Genomic DNA, 21,679 nt, shown 5'->3' with positions numbered 1-21,679 from the left:
TATTTGGACAAAAAAAGTGAGTTTATTAAAAAAAACTGGAATTCTTTATATTGTACCAACACCTATTGGTAATTTATTTGATATTACTTATCGGGCTTTACAAATATTAAAAGAAGTTGATCTAATAGCTTGTGAAAATATTAAACATACTAATATTTTATTAAAATATTTTAAGATTAAAAATACCTTAACATCTTTTAATAAAAATAATGAAGTTCAAAAAAATAATGATTTAATTAAAAAATTAAAAAAAGGCAATACAATTGCTTTAGTATCTAGTGCTGGAACTCCAGTAATTAATGATCCAGGATATTTATTAATAAAACAATGTCATGTATTAAATATTCAAATCATTCCTCTTCCTGGTCCGTGTGCTGCTATTACTGCATTGAGTGCTTCTGGTATATCTACTCATCGTTTTTGTTATGAGGGATTTCTTCCTTCTAAAAAAAAATCAAGATGTGATTTATTACACTCTTTAAAAAAAGAAAAACGAACAATGATTTTTTATGAATCAAAACATAGAATAATTGAAAGTATTAAAGATATAATAAATGAAATTGGAAAAAATAGACATATAGTAATTGCTAGAGAAATAACAAAAAAATGGGAGATAATTTATGGGAATAAAGCTGAATTAATACTTTCTTGGATCAAAGAGGATCAAAATCGTTATAACAAAGGAGAAAATGTTATTATTATAGATGGTTATAAAGAATTGAAAAACATTAATATTTCAGAAAAAATAATTAATACTTTTACAATATTAAGAAATATTTTATCATTAAAACAATCAGTATTTATTACTTCTAAAATTCATAAAATTAATAAAAATATTTTATATCAATATGCAATAAAAAAAGAAGAAAAATGACATTTTTATTTAAATAATATATAATGTTTTTAAGAAGTTGACTAAAACAGTCGCTGTTTAGTTGTTTACTAAAGAGAGGAAAGTCCGGGCTCCATAGAGCAAGGTGCCAGGTAATACCTGGAAAGTGTAAACTTATGACTAGTGCAACAGAAAAAAAACCACCATAATAAATATATAAAAATGGAAAGGGTGAAAAGGCGTGGTAAGAGCACACCGCATAATTGGCGACAATTTATGGCATGGTAAACTCCACCTGGAGCAAAGTCAAATATAGGTTATTAGGTATTGCTCGTACTACAAAAAAACCTGGGTAGACTGCTTGAATTAGCAAGTAATTGCTAATCTAGATAAATGACTGTTAAATACAGAACCCGGCTTATCAGTCAACTTCTTATATAAAATAATCATAATTATACAAGATAATAAAACTATTCAAAAGGTAATAAATTTATTACCTTTTTATTTAACTTACGTTTTAAAAAATAAAATAAAAAAATTATTTTCCTGAAATCTGCATTTCAGATATCAATATAGAACCACATTGAATGTTATTTCGAATATCAATATCATTACTAATGCTTAAAATATTATTCCATATATTTCTTAAATTTCCAGATATAGTAACTTCATTTACTGGATATTGAATCTTTCCATTTTCAATCCAAAAACCTATTGCACCTTGAGAATAATTTCCGCTAACAATATCTACTCCTTGCCCCATTAATTCAGTTACTAATAATCCAGTTTTCATATTTGCTAGTAAATCTTGAAATAATATATTTTGATTTGAAATTAACCAGTTATAAATACCTCCAGCATTTCCAGTGCTAATTAATCCTAATCTACGAGCATTATAACTATTAAGTAACCATGTTTTTAATATACCATTCTTAATGATATATTTTTCATTTGTTTTTACGCCTTCATTGTCAAATGGTTTACTACCTAATCCTTGTAGAATGTCAGGTTTTTCTATAATGTTTAACCAAGTAGGAAAAATTTTTTTTTGTAAATCATAAAGTAAAAACGTAGATTTACGATAAACATTATCACCACTAATTGCTGCAATAAGATAAGAAAAAAAAGTAGAAGCTATCTCTCTTGAAAATATAATTGAAGATTTTATAGTATTAATTTTTCTAGAACCTAATCTAGAAACAGCACGTTTAGCAGTTTTTTTACCTAAAATATCAGGTTTTTCTAAATTTTCTATCTTTCTAGAAGTAGAATAATAAAAATCCCTTTGCATTACATTATTTTCTTTTGCAATCATACAGTTATAAGCGGAATAAAGAGTAGATTTATATTTTTCTAGCATTCCTAAACTATTTCCAAAAACATTTATAGTAACATGATTGCTAAAAAAACTTCCTTCACTATTTACAATTCTTTTGTCAAATTTAAATGCTTCTTGTTCTACAAGAGAAGCGAAATTAATTCCTTTTTTTATATCTAGTTCAGAAGGATGAAATAAATCAAGATTATTAGCATGAAAACATAATAATCTTATATCTGGTAATCCTACAAAAAAATCAGAAGACGAATGTTTAGAAATATCAATAGCAATTTCTAACATTTTTTTAATACCATTAATACTAAAATCTCTAGATGAGACACTACCTTTAGAAAACTTATTATAAACAGTAATAAATAATGCTCCATCACTATTAAATTCTATATTTTCTACAATATTATTTCTAATATTAATATTAATGCCTATTGTTTTTTTAACAAAAACTTCAACAGAACAAGAAATTGTTTTTTTAGCTAATTGTAAAGTATTATTTACTGCATTTATCAGTAAATTTTCCTCAGTTTTAATCTGATTTATTAATTTCATTTGTAACTCCTTAATAATATATATAATATATCAGTAAAAGTAAGATATATTAATATTATTCTAGAAATAACTATATAAAAATAATTACTTTAAAATAAATTACTTTTTTAAAATAAATAATATTTATTTAATTTTATATATTTTATAAATAATGTTTATTAAAATTCAATATCAATAAAATATTTTTAAAATATAAAAAGGTAACTATTAATGAATTATAATAAAATTATTGCAGGTGATAATATACCAAATGATATATATGTTATCATTGAAATAGCATCTAATTCATCTCCTATTAAATATGAAGTAGATAAAAAATCAGGTTTACTTTTTGTAGATCGGTTCATACCTACACCTATGTTTTATCCTTGTAATTATGGATATATTAATCAAACGTTATCTATGGATGGAGATCCTTTAGACGTTTTAATACCATCACCATATCCCATACAATCTCATTCTGTTATTCACTGCAAACCTATTGGAATGCTTCAAATGAAAGATGAATCAGGAGATGATGCTAAAATTATCGCTGTACCAAAAAGTAAAATTTGTCAAACATATAAATATATTAATGATATCTCAGATATATCAGAATTGTTAAAAAAACAAATAGAACATTTTTTTAAATATTATAAAAAACTAGAAAAAGAAAAATGGACAAAAATTATAGGATGGGAAAATCATAAATCTGCAAAACTAGAGATTAGTTCAGCATATAATCGATTTAAAAATAAAAAAACTATTTAAATTTTTTAAAAAACAAAATTTTTTTCATTAATTTTAAAATAAAATAAAAAAGATTTTAAATATCCAATTAAATCATATTTAGATAAACAATAATGTAAACTTAATTGAGAAAACAAATTTAATTTAATATTTGGAAATATAAAAAAAAGCATTTGATTACTATTAAAAAAAATATTCCATTCTATAAAACTAAGAATATTACTTTTTGAATTGAAATGTAATTGAAATAATACATCTCCTTGCTTTATAAAAATTAATTGATTTATCTTTACATATTTAATTAAACTTAAAGAAGGATAAAAAAATAAAATAATATACTGTGATATCTTATTACTTTTAATGTAAAAATTTTTTAAATGAATATCAGCCAATATATGAGGCTGATATAAAGTTCCAGAAAATTTTATATTCCCGGTACATTTTCCTTTTACTTTTGTAGAATTTAAAATAAAAAAATTTAAAATAGAACAAGGAAAATTAAATAAAAAATATTTCCCTTTTATATTATTTTTATCAAAATAATTATAAATATTTAAAAATCCAAATAATTTATTATTTTTGTTTTTTAATGGATATATTAACCACTGAGTTAAAATTTTATTTTTTTTAAAATGAATATATAATTGTAAAGAAGATATTTTTTTTGTAAAAATTGTATCTTTTATTTTTTTTTGCAATTTTACATTACTATTATATAAAAAAACTTTTATATTAGAAGATTGTTTTTTTCTTGATTTAAAATTTATTTTGAAAAACAAATTAGTTTTAAAATTAATAGATGAATTAAAAACAGATGAAAGTACAGATTTTTTAATTTTATTTATTATAGAAAAAATATAGTTTTTATGTGTGTTTTTATTTTTTTTATTTATTTGCATGTTTTTATTATTATAAAAAAATACAACAGGATTTTGATTTATAACCCATTTTTTATTAAAACTTAAAATATTTATTTTATTAAAAGTTCCTCTCCAAATTCCTGTTCGATAATTTAATTTTCCATTCAGCATAAAATTTATACTTAAATTTTTATTTTTTAAAAATAAATAACATTTTTGGTTTGTATTATCCCAATTAATCTTTAATTTTAAAAAATCTAGATAATATTTAAAAAACTTGATTTTTTTAATAACAAGAAAAATATCTTTTTTACAATTTTTTTCCGAATTCATATTAATCAACATTTTAATACTATTTAAATATATCATATTTTTCCAATTTAATTTTTCTCCTAAAACTAAACCAGAAAAAATAGGTGAAAAATAAAGACCATATATATTTAATGTAGCTGTAATTGCTCCTTTTAAATTAGGTATAAAATAATCTAAATTATTAGCATTAATAGACGAATTAATATTAATTATTTTTGATATTGAACCTGATATAAATCCTTTATTTTTCCCTGAAAAAAAATTTATTTTAGGTATTTTAATATTATTTATTTGATTATAATATAAAGCCCCTAGTATTAATAATTTTCTATTTACTATATTTGTTTTTATATTAAAACTAGGAATGTTAATACTATTTATATTGTTATGAAAATTACTCGATATATTAATATTTCCTATTAATTGAGAAATATATCGATTATAATTTTCTTTTTGTAAATTAATTAATTTATTATTTTTAACTTTTTTTACAAATGGAATACAACAAATTTTATTTAAATAAATATTTGTTAAATGACCATTACCAAAAATATTTATAAAAACTGACGGCATATTTGAAATATTAATAATATTTTTTAATGATAAATAATAATTATTAAATGTTCCTTTTAAAATTAAATTAAATTTTTTTGAGGTAAATATTAAATTTTTTTTAATTGGAAATAAAAAACGATGAATATTTAAATTAATATACATAGGATGACTTAAACTATTTAATAATACTTTTCCATATAAACTAAATTTAAAAAAATTATTAAATTTTAATTTAAATATCAATTGATTATTAATAATACCTTGAAACAAAATATTGTTAAATTGATAATGAAAAAGTTTTATTTTTTGACATTTGATAGATGTTAAATTTAAATTTATTGGTAATAAAACTTTTTTATTATCTAAAAGACAAGATAAAAAATTGTTTATATGTTTTTTATCAATAAAATTTTTTTTATGTAAAAAATATTGTTGATGATGTTTTTTAAACTTTAATGTAATTAAATTAATATGGCTACGAAATATAGTTAAATTATTATTAATTAACTTTAATCCACTAAAAACATTAAATAAAAGTATATTCATATTATTTAATTTTAATAAAATTTTATCAGCATAAATTTTTTTTAAAATAATAGAATTATTAAAAAAAATATTTTTTTCTAATATATTTTTTTTTAAATATTTTTTTTCTGTAGAGAATAAATTATTTTTATTAAATGAAAAAATTAAATTTTTTGTTTCAATTTTTTTAAAAATTTTATTTACTTTAAATAAAGATATTGGATCAATTAATATATGAACATTAGTAGCTTTAATATATACTCCAAAAACATTACAAGTAATGTTTTTTAATGTAAAATCACGCCAATTACCTGATATTTCTTCTGTTTTTAATCCCCAGAAAAAATAATTAGTGACATTAAAAAATAATTTAAATCCAAAATTACTTTCTAGGAGAAATACTATTAAAAACAATATACTAGATAAAAAAATCAAAGATTTAGATAAATATCTCTGACATATATTCATATAAGAGATCCTAATTAAATATTGATTAATACTTTTAAATATAAAACTATATATTAATATAAATAAAAATTTTCGTATTTTAAAAAAATGAAATTCTAGGAGAAATTTTATATGTCTCGTATATGTCAAGTTACAGGAAAAAAACGAATGATTGGTAATAATAGATCACACGCTTTAAATGCAACAAAAAGAAAATTCTTACCAAATATTCAAAATCATCGTTTTTGGGTTCCAGAACAAAAAAAATTTATTAAATTGCGTGTATCTGTTAATGGAATGCGTTGTATTGATAAAAATGGAATAGAATCAATTATACAAAAAATGAAAAATAAAAAATAAGGGTTATAATATGGCAAAAAAAAGTAGAGAAAAAATAAAAATGATTTCTTCTTCAGGATCAGGGCATTATTATACTACTACTAAAAACAAAAGAAATACACCTGATAAGTTGGTATTTAAAAAATATGATCCAATTATTCGTAAACATGTATTATATAATGAAGGAAAAATTAAATAAAAAAATTTTAAATAAAATTTAACAACTAAACTAAAGTATAATTTAATATAAATTATACTTTATAAATAATTTAATATACTTTAAAGTATTGATAAAATTTCACAATATTAACTATAATAGTTAAAAAGTATAAAATAAAAATGAAGTTAATTGATGTAATAATTTGTTAAAAATAGGAAAAGAAATAGATATTAAATAATATAATACTACTAATCCTATTAATAAATTCAAAGGAAAACCAATAGAGAAAATAGATATTTGCGGAGACAAACGATTTAAAATACTCATTATTATATTAGATAATAATAAAAAAATCATAATTGGCAGCACAAACATTATGCTATTTAAAAAAATGCTACTAGAAAATTTTAGTAAAACAAAAAAAATATTACTTTTAAAAAAAATAATATTAATTGGTATACTGTGAAAGCTATTAATTAATATAGATATTAAATAAAGATGAACATTAATTGATAAAAAGAAAGATAACATTAAAATATTTAATAAACGAGATATAACAGAAATACCAATATTATTATTTGCATTAAAAAACGTGGCAAAAGATAAACCCATTTGTAATCCTATTAATTCTCCTGCAAAATTAATTGTAGCAAACAAAAATTGACAAGTAAATCCCAAAATAATACCAATTAAAATTTGTTCTAATAAAAGCAATAAACCAATAAAAGAAAATAGTTCTATATTTACTTTCGGTAAAAATGGTAATATTATCCAACTAATTAATATAGATAAAACTATTTTAGTTTTTCGATTTATATGCTGATCATTAAAAATTGGCACAGTTGAAAAAAATGCTAAAATACGTACTAAAGGCCAAAAAAAATTGCTTATAATCGTTATTAGTTGTAAGTTATTAAATGTTAACATTATTTTATAATTACTGGTATATTATTAAATAAGTTATGCATATAATCTAACATAACACCCAACATCCAAGGACCAAGTAAAGCAATTGTTGCTAAAATAGAAATTATTTTAGGAATAAATGAAAGAGTTTGTTCATTTACTTGTGTAGCTGCTTGTAATATACTAATAATCAAGCCACTTATTAAAGCAGATAACAATAATGGAGATGCAATCATTAATGCAACTTTCATAGCTTGACTAAATAAAACCATTATATATTCAGGAGTCATAAACAATTCCATTAAGAATTATATGTTGAAACTTTGCGATAGCGAAGTTACCAATAATTGCCAACCATCTACTAATACAAATAACATTAGCTTGAAAGGCAATGAGATTGTTGAAGGCGGAACCATCATCATACCAAGTGCCATTAAAACACTAGCAACAACTAAATCGATAATTAAAAAAGGTATAAAAATAGTAAAACCAATTTGAAATGCCGTTTTTAATTCACTTGTAATAAATGAAGGTAATAAAATACGCATAGGTATATCATTTTTATTTTTATAATAAGAAATATGTGCTATTTTTGAAAACACTTCTAAATCTGATGTCCTTGTTTGATTTAGCATGAATTTTTTCAATGGTATTGAACCTTTTAAAATAGCTTCATCCATATTAATTTTTTCTTTGCTAAATGGGAGATACGCTTCTTGATAAACTTTTTCAAAAGTAGGAGACATGATAAAAAAAGTCAAAAAAAGTGACAAACCCAATAATATTTGATTAGGTGGCGCATATGGAGTTCCCAAGGCATTTCTAAGTAATCCAAAAACAATAATAATTCGAGTAAAACTAGTCATCATTAAAAGAAAAGCTGGAAGAAAAGTAAGTGCAGTTAAAAAAACTAAGGTTTGTATCGGCAAAGACCAAGTTTGGGTGCCATTACTAAAATTATGAATTATTGGACCAGGTATATCAGCATAAACTAAGGGACAAAATAATAAAAAAAATACAAATGGAATGGTTCGATAGAAAATTATTTTTTTTAAAAAAATTTTAGTTAAATTTTTAAAAGAATCATGAAAATTTTTTTTTGGTAACATAATATTTTCTTCTTTATTAGGTAACTCGTCTTTTAATTGAGATTTTAATGTATATAGATGAGTAATTTTAGTTTTTGTAACCCCTAATATCAATTTTACCTCTTTTACATCTACTACAATAATAGATTCGTTAGATCCTATTGACGTTCTTTCTATAATGTTTATATAAGATTTTTTTTTATTGTTTTTTATAAATGAAATTTTTTTTGCTATCCAACTTAAAACTAATATTAGTAATATTATTTGTCCTAACGAACTAGCTATGTGAAAAAAATTTATACTATTAAATTCTAATGGAGAATTGTTCAATGCTAACTGTGATTCAATATTGTTTTTCATAAAATTTAAATTTTTAATTCATAGTATTTAAAGAGTTTTTGATACTAATAATTCGTATACCATAAGTATTATCTGAGATAACAACTTCACCAAATGCAACTAATTTACCATTCGCAAAAATTTTTAAAGGATCTTCTTTTTGTCTATTTAAGATAAACATACTTCCTTTAGAAAAATTTAATAGTTCTTTTATTTTTATTTTTGATCTACCTAATTCTATAGTTATATTGATTGGTATATCAAATATTATTTTTTTATTATTTAATATTTCTTCAGATTTAACAGATTTTTTTTCTTTAGAATTATCTATATCATTGTTATCTATATCATTGTTATCTATATCATTGTTATCTATATCATTGTTATCTATATCATTGTTATCTATATCATTGTTATCTATATCATTGTTACTACTTTGAATAACACGATCAATTTTGTCAAAATTAGGTTTTTTTTTTAGTTTATTCATTAAAAAACTCCTCATATTTATTCAAATCTAAATTTTTATGTATAAATTTTTTTAAAAAAATAACTGATTTTTTATCAAAATTTTTATAGTGACCTAAAAATATAGGTATTTTTTCTATATAAGCAAGTACTTTTTCAGGGCTTTTAATCATTAAAATATCTCCTATAGATAAACTGTTACAATTCACTTTAGAAGACATTATTAATTTTACAATAACATCTAGTTCAACATCATATAAATTACTAATAGCAATATCTTGTCTACAATTTACATTTTTTATTAAAGATTGTTTATTAACTTTTAAAGAATTTATTTGTTGAAAATTTTTTTCAATTATTGAAATAGGAAATAAAATACTAAAAAAAATACTTATATTATTTATACTAAAATTAAAATAATTAGTTATATAATTTTGATTTAAATAAGAAAGTTTTTTAATATCAACGATTTTTATATTAATAACTTTCATATCAATAGAATAAAATTTTTTAATAGCTTTACAATAAGCAGTACAAATTAACTTCATAAGTTTTTCAGAAATAATTTTTTCTGTATATGAAATATTTCTTTCTTTATTAATTTTTTCTATATAATTTCCATTACCTCCAAATAATAAATCTATAAAAACAGATAATAAATTATCAGAAAAAAATATAAAAGATTGTTCTTTTGAATTAGATATTTTTATTTCATTAGAAAATAAATATTTTATATCTGTATCATTATCTGTATAAGAATTTACTTTAATAGAAAAAAAATTTAATTTTATATGATTTTTAATAAATTTTGAAAAATATGTTATTGTTTTTTTTATAAAATTTTCATTAATTTTTTCTAATATTTTAATTCTATCTACACTTAAAATATTAAGTATCTCTTCTTTTTTATTAGTTTCTTTATTTATAACATTTAAATAATTACTTTTTCCCATTTATTATATACCTTATAGGTAAAAGTGGTTTTAAATTATTCTAAAACTTATTTATAAGTTTTAAATGCAATTAAAATTTTAAATAGACATTTTTTAAAATTTAAACATACATATCAATTAGTTGTTTTTGATTTAAATTTTTATAAAATTTTTTAAATATATTAGATTTGCTTAAATGACAATTGTCTGAAATAAACAAATTTTTATTTTTTTCTAAATTAAAAGTACTAGAAATATTAACATCTTTTAAAAAGATACCATTTTTAATTAAGGAATATTCTAAAAATGGTATACAATTATTTAAAAAATTTTTAATTCCTAAATTATCAGAAATTAATTTTAATTTAGCTTTATCATTTTCCATTTTAATTTTTATATATATTGAACCAAGATATTCTGGTTTTAAACGTATTTCCGCTTTATTTTCTTTGTTAGAAATAGATAATAAAACTTGTTGATTAATTGCTTGTTTCCATTTAATATTTTCTTTGCTATTTAAAACAAAAATTGATTTTTTATTTAATTTAAAGGAATTTTTTTCATTTATTTTTTTTAAAGAGTTTATTTCAGAAATAGAATATTGATTGTTCTTCATATTTTTAGAAGAAGATATTTCAGATATATTATTTTTATAATTTTTAAAATACATAAAATTTTTATTATCTCTAATAAAATTTTTTTTATTTTGTATATTTTTTAAATTACTGATTTTATTGAAGATACTTTCATTGTAGGATTTTTTAAATAAATTAATAGTATTATAATTACAAGATAAACGATATTTGTTTTTAATATATTTTAAATTTTTTAACATTTCATTATTTTTAAATATTTTATCTTTTGTATTATTTTCTTCTTTATTAATTTTTTCTTTATTTTTTAAAAAAATATGAGATGTTAATTTAATATTTTCGTGTAATTTTTTTTTTTGTTTTTTCTCAGTATTTTTATGCATATAAAAGTTATTCTTAACATTTTTTGTATTTAAAATATTTAATAAATTATTTACTATAAAATTAGTAGATATAATATTTTCATCATCTTTTGTTTTATGTTTCGTTGAAATATTATCAAATTTAATTTCTTTATTTAATAATTTTTTTTTACATGCATTAAAAATAAATCGATACAAATTAAAATCAGCAATATTATAATCTGAACTGACTGAAATATTTCGTTTTAATACTATATTATTAAGAGGATTTAACATTATAATAGTTGCCTTTTTCAAAAAATTTAAATTGAGAAAATTCGTCGTTAATAATGTTTTCTTCTAAAATTTTACGTTTTTTTAACACTATTTGATTTTTTTGATTTAAATAATTCCAAGTTTTTAATTTAACATGATTTTTAAACCATTGATCTAAATTTTTATTAATTGTTTTTTCATATTGCTTAATTACATTATTATTTTCTTCCACTGCAATATATAACATAAGAATAAAATTATTATATATTTTCCACTGATCTATACATATACCTAATTTAAGTTTAATATTTAATTTATTAATATATTCGTTTCGAAAATTAATTAATAGATTTAGTTGTTCAATATGTTTTTTTTTTGGTTATATAAATTTTTAATATGATTTTTTTTTTGTTCTATTTTTGTTTTCTCTATATTTTCTAAAATAGAAAATAAATTTTTTTTAAATTTCATAAAAAATCTCCTATTAGATCTTAAACCAACTAATAAATATATAAATAAAAAAATTTAAATAAATATTTTATTTAATTTTTCGCAAGAAACTAAATAATTGCTTTTTTCTGATTGTTTTTGTTGTAAAAATTTTTCTAAGTCTGGCCACTTGTCAATTGCATCATCTAAAATTAAATCATTTCCTTTAATATAAGCTCCAATGTTAATTAAATCTTTATTTCTTTGATAAGAAGCTACTAATTTTTTAAAATAACAAGCTTTTGAATATTGTGATTTAGTTATAATATCTGGCATAACACGACTTATAGAAGATTCGATATCAATAGCAGGATAATGTCCTAAATCTGCATAATAACGCGATAATACAATATGACCATCAAGTATAGAACGACAAATATGTGAAATAGGATCTTGTTCTTCTTCGTTTTCAGTTAAAACTGTATAAAATGAAGTAATAGATCCTTTATTATCTGTATTTCCTGATCGCTCTACTAAAATAGGAATTTTTGAAAAAACAGAAGATGGATATCCTCTAGAAACTGGTAGTTCGCCCAAAGACAATGCAACTTCTCTTTGAGCCATTGCGTAACGAGTTAAAGAATCCATAATTAATAAAACATTTTTATCTTTATCTCGAAAATATTCAGCTATGCTTGTAGCATATGAAGCAGCTTCAATTTGTAATAAAGGAGAATGATCTGCTGGAGCAGCAATTACTACAGAATTTAATAATCCATCCGATCCTAATATATTTTCTATAAAATCTTTTACTTCTCTTCCTCTTTCTCCAATTAATCCAATTACTACTACATCTGATTTTGTATATTTCGCCATCATTCCGAGTAAAATACTTTTACCAATTCCTGAACTTGAAAAAATTCCTATTCTTTGACCTCTCCCAATAGTTATTAATCCGTTTATAGCACGTATTCCTGTATCAAGGATTTCATGAATAGGTTTTCTACTTAATGGGTTAATATATTTCTTTTTAATTCTAGTAAAACATTTTGGATCTAATTCAGAACGTCCGTCTAATGGTTGACCTTTACCATTTAATACTCTACCTAATAAATTTATTCCTAAAGGAATTTTTTTACTAAATATGTCTAGATTTTTAGATGTTTTTAAAACAACTTTAGCACCAGGTAAAATACCATAAGTTTCTTGAAAAGAAAATAATAACGTTTTTTCTTGATTAAATTTAACAACTTCAGCTGAAATATTTAATATTTTACCATCTATTATGCTTTCAATAATACATTCAGCTCCAATAGGAGCTTTTAAACCAATGACTTCTAATATTAAACCATTTATACTAATTACATAACCATATGTAATAACATCTGAAAGATTATTAATCTTATTTTCAAAAAAATCAATTTTTTTAAATAATTCAGAACATTTCAATTTCATAAATGTTCCTCTTCTTTAAGAATAACACGATATACTTCTTTCCATCTAGAATAAATAGTAGAATCTATATTGCTATTATCAGATTCAATTTTAAAACTATTAATATCAATACTCTTATTACAAACTAATTCCCATTTATTATTTATAGATTGTTTTAAAATTTTTTCTAATATTTTTTTATTACTAGGATGAATAACTAATCTTGGTTTATTTAAGAAAAATTTATCGTCTTTAATAATTTTATTTATTTTTTTTAATAAAATTGATTTATTAATTAAAAATTTTTCACCAATAATATAAGAAGAAATTATTAAAACAGTCTTTAATAAACGTGAAAATAACGTTTTTTCAAATACAGCAATTGTAGATTCAAAATTTATACATAAATCTTGTAACTTGCTGTTTAGTAAGATGTATTTTTTTTCTTTTTCTTTAAGATTTTTTTTTATTTTTAAAAAATCTGATTTGCTATTAAAAGAATTTTGTTCAAATTCATCTGAGTTTTTCAGTTGATTAATTAATTCATTTTTTTTAATAATATAAAAATCTGTTTCTTTTAAAACATTTTTATTCCAAAAAATATTATGATTTTTTTTTGGATTATTTAAAACAATTTTTTCTGGATACCATTTTTTCCATTCTTTTTTTACATTTAAATTAGACATAATATTTTCCTAAATTTTCTAGCGAAAATATACCATGATCTAAAATATTTTTAATCATCATCAAAATTAATTTTTGTTCATTTTCTATAGCAATATTAGAAATATAAGATTTTTTCTTTAGAAGTAGTAATAATCTTGTTGATTTTGTTTCATCCATATTGCTAAAAAATTTATTTCTTATGATGTTACTAGTACCTTGAAGTGCAATATACAATTTTTCTTCTTCTATATAATTTATTAAACATTTAATAATATCATCATTAACATTTACTATATTTTCAAATAAAAATATTTGTTTAATAATTTTATTAGATAATTCTTTATTAGAAAGTTTGATTTTTTCTAATAAATATTTTTCATTTTCTATCTTCATAGAACTTAAAATATTAGCAACAGTTTTAATACCTCCTTTATTTGAAAAAGCAAATTTTTTCTTTTCTAATAAATTATTAACAATATTTTTTAATTCAATAAATGTTTTTTCTTCAATACCATTAAATTCAGCAATTTTTATTATAATTTCAGTACGTTGTTCTTTACTTAAATAAGATAAAATTTGAGCTGATTGATTTTTATCTAAATATACAAGTATAGTTGTAATAATTTGAGTATGTTCTTCTTTTAATAAAGAAGCTAATTTATCAGGTTTCATTGAATTAAGAGATTCAATACACATTTTAATATTTCTTACTTCTAATGCATCACTTAATAAAATATTGCCTTTTTTATCACCTAATGCTTTAGTTAACATATCAGATATATATTCTTCATTATTATTATAAACTAAATTGTTATTTTTCATAAAAATATCATAACATTCAGTTAATACTTTATTTAATATTGTATTAGAACACTGATTAATATTAACCATAGAAGTAACCAATTCTTGAACTTCAAAAGGAGTTAAATACTTTAACACTTCTGACGCTTGATCAGATCCTATTGACATTAATAAAAGTGCACTTTTCTCAGTACCATTTAAAGTCATTTTTTATCACTCATCCATTGACGAATAATCGACGCTACAACACGTGGATTTTGATTAGATATATTACAAATTTGATGAATTAAATTATCTGTATTTTCATTATTTAAATTTTTCAAAACTTTTTTTTCAACATTATTAGCTAATTCATTTTCATTAGAATTTATAATTGCTTTTTTAATATTCTTCTTATCTAATTTTTTATCTTGACCCGTATTTTTAAAAAAAGAAAAAATATATTTTTTTAAAAAATATAACAAAAATAAAGCTAAAATACACCATGGTATAAAAATTGAAAAAGCATTAAAAATATTAGATTGATTAAAATTATTAAGTTTAATATAAGTATTTTTATTATTTTGTGCAAAAGATTCATTAATTATATGTATACTATCACCTCTAATCTTAGAATAACCTATTGATTCACATACTAAACGTTTAATATTTTTTATTTGTTCTATATTTAAAGGCACTGATTTTCCAGTTTTATCTTTAATAAAATTTATTACCACTGCAGCAGATAATCTTTTAACTTCTCCCATATTCATTTTTACATGCGATAAAGTATGATTTAATTCATAATTAATTGTATCATCATGATTAATCGTAGAATTAGAACTCATAATACTATCTTTCAGTGATTCATTAGTTTGATTTAAATTATATTTTTTAGTTTTACTACTATTAGTATTAAATGAATTACTTTGAGGAAACGTATTACTATGATCTTTTTCTTTTTTACTTTTTATATTATCATTAATAGTAGTTTGATGTGAACGTATTGACTGATCCTTATAGTTTGCATTAGGTTCATATTGTTCTTGTGTTTTTTCTTGAGAATTAAAATCAATTTGAGCAGTTACTTGAGCATGTACATTTCCAAATCCAAATAATGGTTCTAAAATACTTTGAATTTTATTAGCGTATCTTAATTCGACCTGCTCAGAATATTTTAATTTAGCATCATTTATTTGATCTGATACTAATGAAGAATTATTTAATAACTTACCAAATTCATCAACTATAGTTATATTATCTACGGATAAATCAGATATACTATTAGATATTAAATGTAATATAGCATTTGTTTGACTTGAATTTAATTTAGATCCAGCTTTTAAACTTAAGATAACTGAAGCTGATGCTTTTTTTTTATCTTGTAAAAATAAAGAATTTTTTTGCATCACTATATGTATTCTTGCACTTTTTACAATATTTATTCTTTCTATAGTACGTGCCAACTCACCTTCCAAAGCACGTTGATAATTAATTTGTTCATTAAATTGACTAATCCCAAATTTCTCTTTATCTAAAATTTCAAAACCGATTCCGCTACGGGGTATTTTTTGTTCTGACAAAGATAAGCGTAAATCATGTACTTTATTTTTTGGAACTAATATTTTTCCAGAATCTTCTGAAAATTGATAAGGAATTTTCATTTGATTTAAATAATCAGAAACAAATTCCCCATCTTCAGTAGATAGATTATTATATAAAACTTGATAATCAGAAGATTTTTTCCACATAGAAACTGAAATTGTAGTAATTACTGCTATTACCAACAAAATTATTAAAACACGTGCGTTTTTAAAAAAATAAGATAGAAAGTTATTAAGTTTTTTTTTCTCTTCTGAAATTGATTCTTCTATATTACTAAAATTCATGATATCTTCCTAATCTAGTAGATAATCTTAACTATAAATTGAGCAACAATTAAATTTAATTTACAAACATTTCCTAATAAATTATCTATAACATAAAATATTTATCTTTATAATTTATATTTATAAAAGATATGATATTATTTAAAAAGTCATAGTAAAAATTCTAGAGGAAAATATGGTTATTGATAATATTCATAATCAAAACGTTTATACCAAGATTAATTTTTTAGATGAAAAAACACAAAACATCAAAAAATCTAATAGTTTTGTTCAATTTTTTCAAAAAGCATTAGGCGAAATTAATAATATTCAAAATAATGCGAAAAAAAATATTGAAAAATTTGAATTAAATCCATCTTCTATGTCTTTAAATGACGTAATGATAAATTTACAAAAATCTTCTATTTCTATAGAATTAGCTATTCAAATTAGAAATAAAGTTATATCAGCTTACAAAGAAATAATGAGTCAACAGATTTAATTTAAAATGCTGTGCTGATTTTAATTTTGCACAGCATGTATATTGATTAAAAATATTAAATTTATCTAAAAAATAATATTTAAATTTTAAAAAATTATTTATTTTTTTGGAGCTAAGCGGAATCGAACCGCTGACATTTTGCATGCCATGCAAATGCTCTGCCCACTGAGCTATAGCCCCAAAATTATTACAATATAAAAACACATGAATTCTGTCAATTTATTTTTCTATAAAGTGCTGTTTATCTTAAAAAGTAAATCGTTGAAAAAATAGAAAAAAATTTAATTTTATTAAGATTTGAAAAAAACTATTTTCTCTAGAATTTTCTATTTTTTTCTATAAAACTCATCGATTTTTTTAATCTAAATAAAGTTTTTTCTTTTCCAAGTAAAAACATTACAGAACTTATATTCGGTGAAGATATATTTCCTGTTAATACTACTCGTAATAACATACTTATTTCTTTTATCTTAACATTTAATTCTATAGATTGATTATTAATAAATTCAGACAAAGTTTCAATTTGCCAAAAAGAAAATTTTTGTATTTTATTATAAATTTTTTTTAAAATATAAAAATTTTTTAAAACTAAATATTTATTAGCAGATTTTATATCAAAACATTTAAATTCTTCATAAAAAAATCTAAAAGCACAGGCCATTTCTTTCAAGGTATGATAACGGTTTTTATACAAATGTAATAAAGATTCTAAATTAGGTCCACTTTCTATATTTATATTTTCGTGTTTCATATAATCTTTTAAAATATTAGAAATATAATTCAATGGCAAACTATTAATATAGTATTTATTTAACCATAATAGTTTTTTTATACTAAAAGCGCTAGCCGATTTACTAATAGAATCTAAATTAAACAATTTTTTTAATTCTAAAAGACTAAAAATTTCTTGATTACCGTGAGACCAACCTAATCGTATTATATAATTAATTAATGCTTCTGGTAAAAAACCTTTATTATAATACTCAATAATATTTTCAGAATTATCTCTTTTAGAAAATTTTTTTCCATTTTCATTTAATATCATAGAAACATGTGCATAAACAGGTATTTGTGCTTTTAAAGATTTCAAAATATTAATTTGACGAGGCGTATTGTTAATATGATCTTCTCCACGAATTACATGTGTAATATTCATATCTAAATCATCTATTACGACACAAAAATTATAAGTAGGAATTCCATTTGAACGCTGAATTATAAGATCATCTAATTCCATATTATCAAAAGTAATCTGTCCTCTGATTTTATCTTCAAATGTTACTATTCCAGAATTGGGATTTTTAAATCGTATTGTATATTTTTTATTAATGTTATATTTATTTTTTAAATTTCTACAAACTCCAGTATAACGTGGTTTTTTGCCTTCACAAAGTTGTTTAAAACGTTCTTGTTCTATTTCTTTTGGTGAACAAAAACATTTATAAGCGTTTCCTGTTTTTAACATAATTTCAATTACTTCTTTGTATCGATCTAATCTTTTACTCTGAAAATAAGGACCTTCATCCCAATCTAATCCCAACCATTTTAATCCTTGGAAAATAGATTGAACTGAAAATGATTTAGATCTTTGAAAATCAGTATCTTCTATACGAAGTATGAATTTTCCATTATAATGACGCGCAAACAACCAAGAATATAAAGCGGTTCGAATACTACCGATATGTAAATCTCCAGTAGGACTAGGAGCAAAACGAGTTTTAACTTTCATATATTCCTTGAAATATTTTAAAAATTTACACAAAAATTTTAAAATAAATTTTATATATTAATAAATATAGATAATTATTTCATCATAATGATTAAAATTACAACAAACAAATAATCTTTTTAAAAAAAAGATTGACTCTATTTTTCTTATCTTTACAATAGATATAGATAATTATATGGGTGATTAGCTCAGTTGGTAGAGCTCCTCCTTTACACGGAGGAGGTCGGCGGTTCGAGCCCGTCATCACCCAAAAATATTTCGGGTCGTTAGCTCAGTTGGTAGAGCAGTTGACTTTTAATCAATTGGTCGCAGGTTCAAATCCTGCACGACCCATAAAATAATTTAGTTCATATTCTTCATTAACAAAATAAAGTCTTCTTCATTCATCATTTTAATATTTAGTTTATTTGCTTCTAAAAACTTACGACCAAATTTTTCTCCAAATATTAATAACTCTGTTTTTTTAGAAACTTTATTGCTAACACGAGCACCTAAATTAATTAAAATTTCCTGTAGTTCATTTCTTGAATAATTTCTAAATATACCTGTTATAACAATATTTTTATTAAAAATACTCGGTATTTTATCATTAATAATATTTTGATTATATGGTAAAATATTTAATACTTCTGTTAATTCTTCAACTAATCTTTTATTTTCAGGAATAGAAAAATAATTAAATATATTATGTGCGACTACTGATCCTATTCCATCTATTGATTCTAATTCTTCTTTTGATGAATTAATTAAATTATTAACAATATGAAAATAATTAGAAAGCTTTTCTGCAATAACTTCACCTACAGAAAAAATTCCTATAGCACAAATAAAACGATTTATAGTAGTTCTTTTAGATAAATAAATAATTTTGATAATTTTAGCACTCTTTTTTTTACCTATATTTTCTATAGTTTTCAATTGATCTTCTTTAAGATAAAAAAAATCTATTAAATTTAAAACAATTTTTTTCTGAATTAATTTATTAATAATTTTAGGACCTAATCCATTTGCATTTAATCCATATTTTGAAAAAAAATGACAAAATAATTTTTTTTTCTGAGCATTACACATTAATCCAGCAAGACAACGTATTGTTTTTCCTTTTTCATGTATTAATAATTTTGAATTACAAACTGGACAATAAATAGGAAAAACTATTTTTTTAGTATTTTTAAGACGTTTATTTTTGATAACATTTATAATTTTTGGTATAACATCTCCAGAGCGTTGTATAGTAATATAATCATTAAAATGTAAATTTAATTTGTTCATTACTTGTCTATTATATAAAGAAGCTTTTTTAATAATAACTCCTGAGATACAAACTGGATTAAAATAAGCTACTGGCGTAATAACTCCTGTTCTTCCAACTTCAAATTTTACATCATTTAACTTAGTTATTTCTTCTTTAGGAAAATATTTAAAAGCAATAGCCCATCTTGGTGATTTATTATTAGAACCTAATTTTTTTTGATAATAAAGTGAGTTCACTTTTATAACAATACCATCTACGTCAAAATTAAATAATAATCGGTTTTTTTCAAATTTCTTATAAAAATTAAATATTTCTAAATGACTAGAACAAATTAATATTTCCTTATTAATAGGTATACCCCAATTTTTAAAATGTATAAGCGTTTCATAATGAGTTTTAAAAAATTTTGTTTCTTTAAAAAAATTAAATCCATGACAAAAAAACATTAATTTTCTTTTAGCTGTGATTTTAGAGTCAATTTGTCTTAATGATCCAGCAGCTGCGTTTCTTGGATTAGAAAAATATTTTTTTTTATCCGAACAAGATTGAATGTTTAAGTCTGAAAAATCAGATTTTAACATAAAAACTTCACCTCGTATTTCCAACCTTTTCGGTATATTCAATCCTTTTAATTTTAATGGAATAGATTTAATTGTTTTTACATTTTGTGTAATATTTTCTCCAAAATAGCCATCACCTCGAGTTGCAGCACGAATTAAAATTCCTTCTTCATAAATTAAACTAACAGCTATTCCATCAATTTTTAACTCACAGCAAAAATCTATTTTAGAATCAGTTATAAAAACTTTTTTAATTCTATTTTCAAATTTTAAATATCCATTTAAATCAAATGTATTTTCTAAAGATAACATAGGAAAAAAATGTCTTATTTTTTTAAATTTATCAAGTAAATTTGAACCTATTTTCTGAGTAGGTGAATCAGGGGTAATTAATTCTTTATATTTTAATTCCAAATTATACAATTGATTCAATAAATAATCATATTCTGGATCAGAAATAATTGGTTTATCTAAAGTATGATAAAAATAATCGTATTTTAAAATTTTTTCGCGTAGTTTATTAATTTGATATTGAATTTTTTTCATAAATATATTAGATAAAATTAATGTAAACAATAGAAAATTCATTAAAAATTTTAATTTAAAATATTAATATTTTTTATAATATATTATTACGATACAAAAATATTTTATATTTGAATAACAATTAAATTATAAACAAATAATACTTTATTATAAATAAATACAAAGAAAATTGTTTTATATATTATTTTATATATTAAACATATATAAAAAATAAAATAGTATAAAAATTAATATCTAAAATATACTATATGTTAGATAAGTAAAATAAAAAAATTCTTAAAAAATAGAATAAAATTAAATTTTATCAATTTATAAAAATAGATTTT

20 protein-coding genes, 3 tRNA genes and 1 other RNA gene are annotated in these 21,679 nt (G+C 20.9%); 8 read left to right on the top strand and 16 right to left on the bottom strand.

The features are described 5' to 3' along the window. Positions 1-16 precede the first annotated feature (16 nt). Both rsmI and rnpB read left to right on the top strand, forming a co-directional pair. On the top strand, positions 17-874 hold the full coding sequence (gene rsmI, locus D9V62_RS00455; protein ID WP_158339858.1) for a 16S rRNA (cytidine(1402)-2'-O)-methyltransferase: 858 nt from the start codon (positions 17-19) through the stop codon (positions 872-874). Positions 875-907: 33 nt separating this feature from the next. Beyond that, positions 908-1,269: RNase P RNA component class A (gene rnpB / locus D9V62_RS00450), an RNA gene on the top strand. A gap of 101 nt (positions 1,270-1,370) precedes the next feature. On the opposite strand, the gene pmbA is transcribed toward rnpB, so the two are convergent. Then, the gene (gene pmbA, locus D9V62_RS00445; protein WP_158339857.1) at positions 1,371-2,714 is read right to left on the bottom strand and encodes a metalloprotease PmbA; all 1,344 of its coding nucleotides are present in this window, start codon (positions 2,712-2,714) and stop codon (positions 1,371-1,373) included. Between the two features lie 210 nt (positions 2,715-2,924). On the opposite strand from pmbA, the gene ppa reads away from it, so the two are divergent. Beyond that, positions 2,925-3,464 carry an inorganic diphosphatase gene (gene ppa, locus D9V62_RS00440; RefSeq protein WP_158339856.1) on the top strand — a complete coding sequence of 180 codons (540 nt, stop codon included), beginning with the start codon at positions 2,925-2,927 and terminating at the stop codon, positions 3,462-3,464. Between the two features lie 5 nt (positions 3,465-3,469). Here ppa and D9V62_RS00435 read toward each other — a convergent pair whose 3' ends face one another. Further along, positions 3,470-6,163, bottom strand: coding sequence for a hypothetical protein (locus D9V62_RS00435; RefSeq protein ID WP_158339855.1), 2,694 nt, complete (start codon positions 6,161-6,163; stop codon positions 3,470-3,472). A gap of 111 nt (positions 6,164-6,274) precedes the next feature. Here D9V62_RS00435 and rpmB point away from each other — a divergent pair, with 111 nt between their 5' ends. Further along, complete coding sequence (gene rpmB / locus D9V62_RS00430) at positions 6,275-6,502, top strand: 50S ribosomal protein L28 (protein WP_158339854.1); 228 nt, start codon at positions 6,275-6,277, stop codon at positions 6,500-6,502. Between the two features lie 10 nt (positions 6,503-6,512). Then, positions 6,513-6,680 (top strand): 50S ribosomal protein L33, encoded by a 168-nt coding sequence (gene rpmG, locus D9V62_RS00425; RefSeq protein WP_158339853.1) that lies wholly within the window; start codon positions 6,513-6,515, stop codon positions 6,678-6,680. A 120-nt stretch (positions 6,681-6,800) separates the two neighbouring features. Here rpmG and fliR read toward each other — a convergent pair whose 3' ends face one another. The 11 genes from fliR to fliF form a co-directional block, all read right to left on the bottom strand. Then, positions 6,801-7,568 (bottom strand): flagellar biosynthetic protein FliR, encoded by a 768-nt coding sequence (fliR, locus tag D9V62_RS00420; protein WP_158339852.1) that lies wholly within the window; start codon positions 7,566-7,568, stop codon positions 6,801-6,803. Beyond that, positions 7,568-7,837 carry a flagellar biosynthesis protein FliQ gene (gene fliQ / locus D9V62_RS00415; RefSeq protein WP_158339851.1) on the bottom strand — a complete coding sequence of 90 codons (270 nt, stop codon included), beginning with the start codon at positions 7,835-7,837 and terminating at the stop codon, positions 7,568-7,570. Before fliQ ends, fliR begins: the two co-directional genes overlap by 1 nt. Before the next feature lie 18 nt (positions 7,838-7,855). Beyond that, positions 7,856-8,995, bottom strand: coding sequence for a flagellar type III secretion system pore protein FliP (gene fliP / locus D9V62_RS00410; protein WP_158339850.1), 1,140 nt, complete (start codon positions 8,993-8,995; stop codon positions 7,856-7,858). A 13-nt stretch (positions 8,996-9,008) separates the two neighbouring features. Further along, positions 9,009-9,464 carry a flagellar motor switch protein FliN gene (fliN, locus tag D9V62_RS00405; protein ID WP_158339849.1) on the bottom strand — a complete coding sequence of 152 codons (456 nt, stop codon included), beginning with the start codon at positions 9,462-9,464 and terminating at the stop codon, positions 9,009-9,011. Beyond that, complete coding sequence (locus D9V62_RS00400; protein WP_158339848.1) at positions 9,457-10,395, bottom strand: hypothetical protein; 939 nt, start codon at positions 10,393-10,395, stop codon at positions 9,457-9,459. Before D9V62_RS00400 ends, fliN begins: the two co-directional genes overlap by 8 nt. 100 nt (positions 10,396-10,495) lie before the next feature. Further along, a complete protein-coding gene (locus D9V62_RS00395; RefSeq protein ID WP_158339847.1) occupies positions 10,496-11,605 on the bottom strand; it encodes a flagellar hook-length control protein FliK in 1,110 nt (369 codons plus the stop codon). Next, positions 11,589-11,906, bottom strand: a complete 318-nt coding sequence (locus D9V62_RS00390; RefSeq protein ID WP_261979527.1) for a flagellar export protein FliJ — start codon at positions 11,904-11,906, stop codon at positions 11,589-11,591. The genes D9V62_RS00395 and D9V62_RS00390 overlap by 17 nt, the downstream gene beginning before the upstream one ends. Before the next feature lie 203 nt (positions 11,907-12,109). Beyond that, complete coding sequence (locus D9V62_RS00385) at positions 12,110-13,468, bottom strand: FliI/YscN family ATPase (RefSeq protein WP_158339846.1); 1,359 nt, start codon at positions 13,466-13,468, stop codon at positions 12,110-12,112. Further along, the gene (locus D9V62_RS00380) at positions 13,465-14,133 is read right to left on the bottom strand and encodes a FliH/SctL family protein (protein WP_158339845.1); all 669 of its coding nucleotides are present in this window, start codon (positions 14,131-14,133) and stop codon (positions 13,465-13,467) included. Before D9V62_RS00380 ends, D9V62_RS00385 begins: the two co-directional genes overlap by 4 nt. After that, positions 14,126-15,121 (bottom strand): flagellar motor switch protein FliG, encoded by a 996-nt coding sequence (fliG, locus tag D9V62_RS00375; RefSeq protein ID WP_158339844.1) that lies wholly within the window; start codon positions 15,119-15,121, stop codon positions 14,126-14,128. Before fliG ends, D9V62_RS00380 begins: the two co-directional genes overlap by 8 nt. Beyond that, positions 15,118-16,782: a flagellar basal-body MS-ring/collar protein FliF gene (gene fliF, locus D9V62_RS00370; RefSeq protein WP_158339843.1), complete on the bottom strand. Its 1,665-nt coding sequence runs from the start codon at positions 16,780-16,782 to the stop codon at positions 15,118-15,120. Before fliF ends, fliG begins: the two co-directional genes overlap by 4 nt. A 175-nt stretch (positions 16,783-16,957) precedes the next feature. Here fliF and fliE point away from each other — a divergent pair, with 175 nt between their 5' ends. After that, a complete protein-coding gene (gene fliE, locus D9V62_RS00365) occupies positions 16,958-17,263 on the top strand; it encodes a flagellar hook-basal body complex protein FliE (RefSeq protein ID WP_158339842.1) in 306 nt (101 codons plus the stop codon). Positions 17,264-17,370: 107 nt separating this feature from the next. Here fliE and D9V62_RS00360 read toward each other — a convergent pair. Both D9V62_RS00360 and gltX read right to left on the bottom strand, forming a co-directional pair. Then, a tRNA-Ala gene (locus D9V62_RS00360) sits at positions 17,371-17,443 on the bottom strand. Positions 17,444-17,579: 136 nt separating this feature from the next. After that, positions 17,580-18,992, bottom strand: a complete 1,413-nt coding sequence (gene gltX / locus D9V62_RS00355; protein ID WP_158339841.1) for a glutamate--tRNA ligase — start codon at positions 18,990-18,992, stop codon at positions 17,580-17,582. A 177-nt stretch (positions 18,993-19,169) separates the two neighbouring features. Here gltX and D9V62_RS00350 point away from each other — a divergent pair. Together D9V62_RS00350 and D9V62_RS00345 are read left to right on the top strand one after the other, a co-directional pair. Further along, positions 19,170-19,242 (top strand) — tRNA-Val (locus D9V62_RS00350). Positions 19,243-19,252: 10 nt separating this feature from the next. After that, positions 19,253-19,325 (top strand) — tRNA-Lys (locus D9V62_RS00345). A gap of 9 nt (positions 19,326-19,334) precedes the next feature. Here D9V62_RS00345 and ligA read toward each other — a convergent pair. Next, on the bottom strand, positions 19,335-21,353 hold the full coding sequence (ligA, locus tag D9V62_RS00340) for an NAD-dependent DNA ligase LigA (protein ID WP_158339840.1): 2,019 nt from the start codon (positions 21,351-21,353) through the stop codon (positions 19,335-19,337). Between the last annotated feature and the right edge of the window lie 326 nt (positions 21,354-21,679).

Origin of the sequence: Buchnera aphidicola (Aphis helianthi), assembly GCF_005083845.1 — a bacterium.
Lineage (GTDB): Bacteria > Pseudomonadota > Gammaproteobacteria > Enterobacterales > Enterobacteriaceae > Buchnera > Buchnera aphidicola_AW.
The sequence above is the reverse complement of the archived record's forward strand: the minus strand, read 5'-3'. Positions and strand labels throughout refer to the sequence as shown.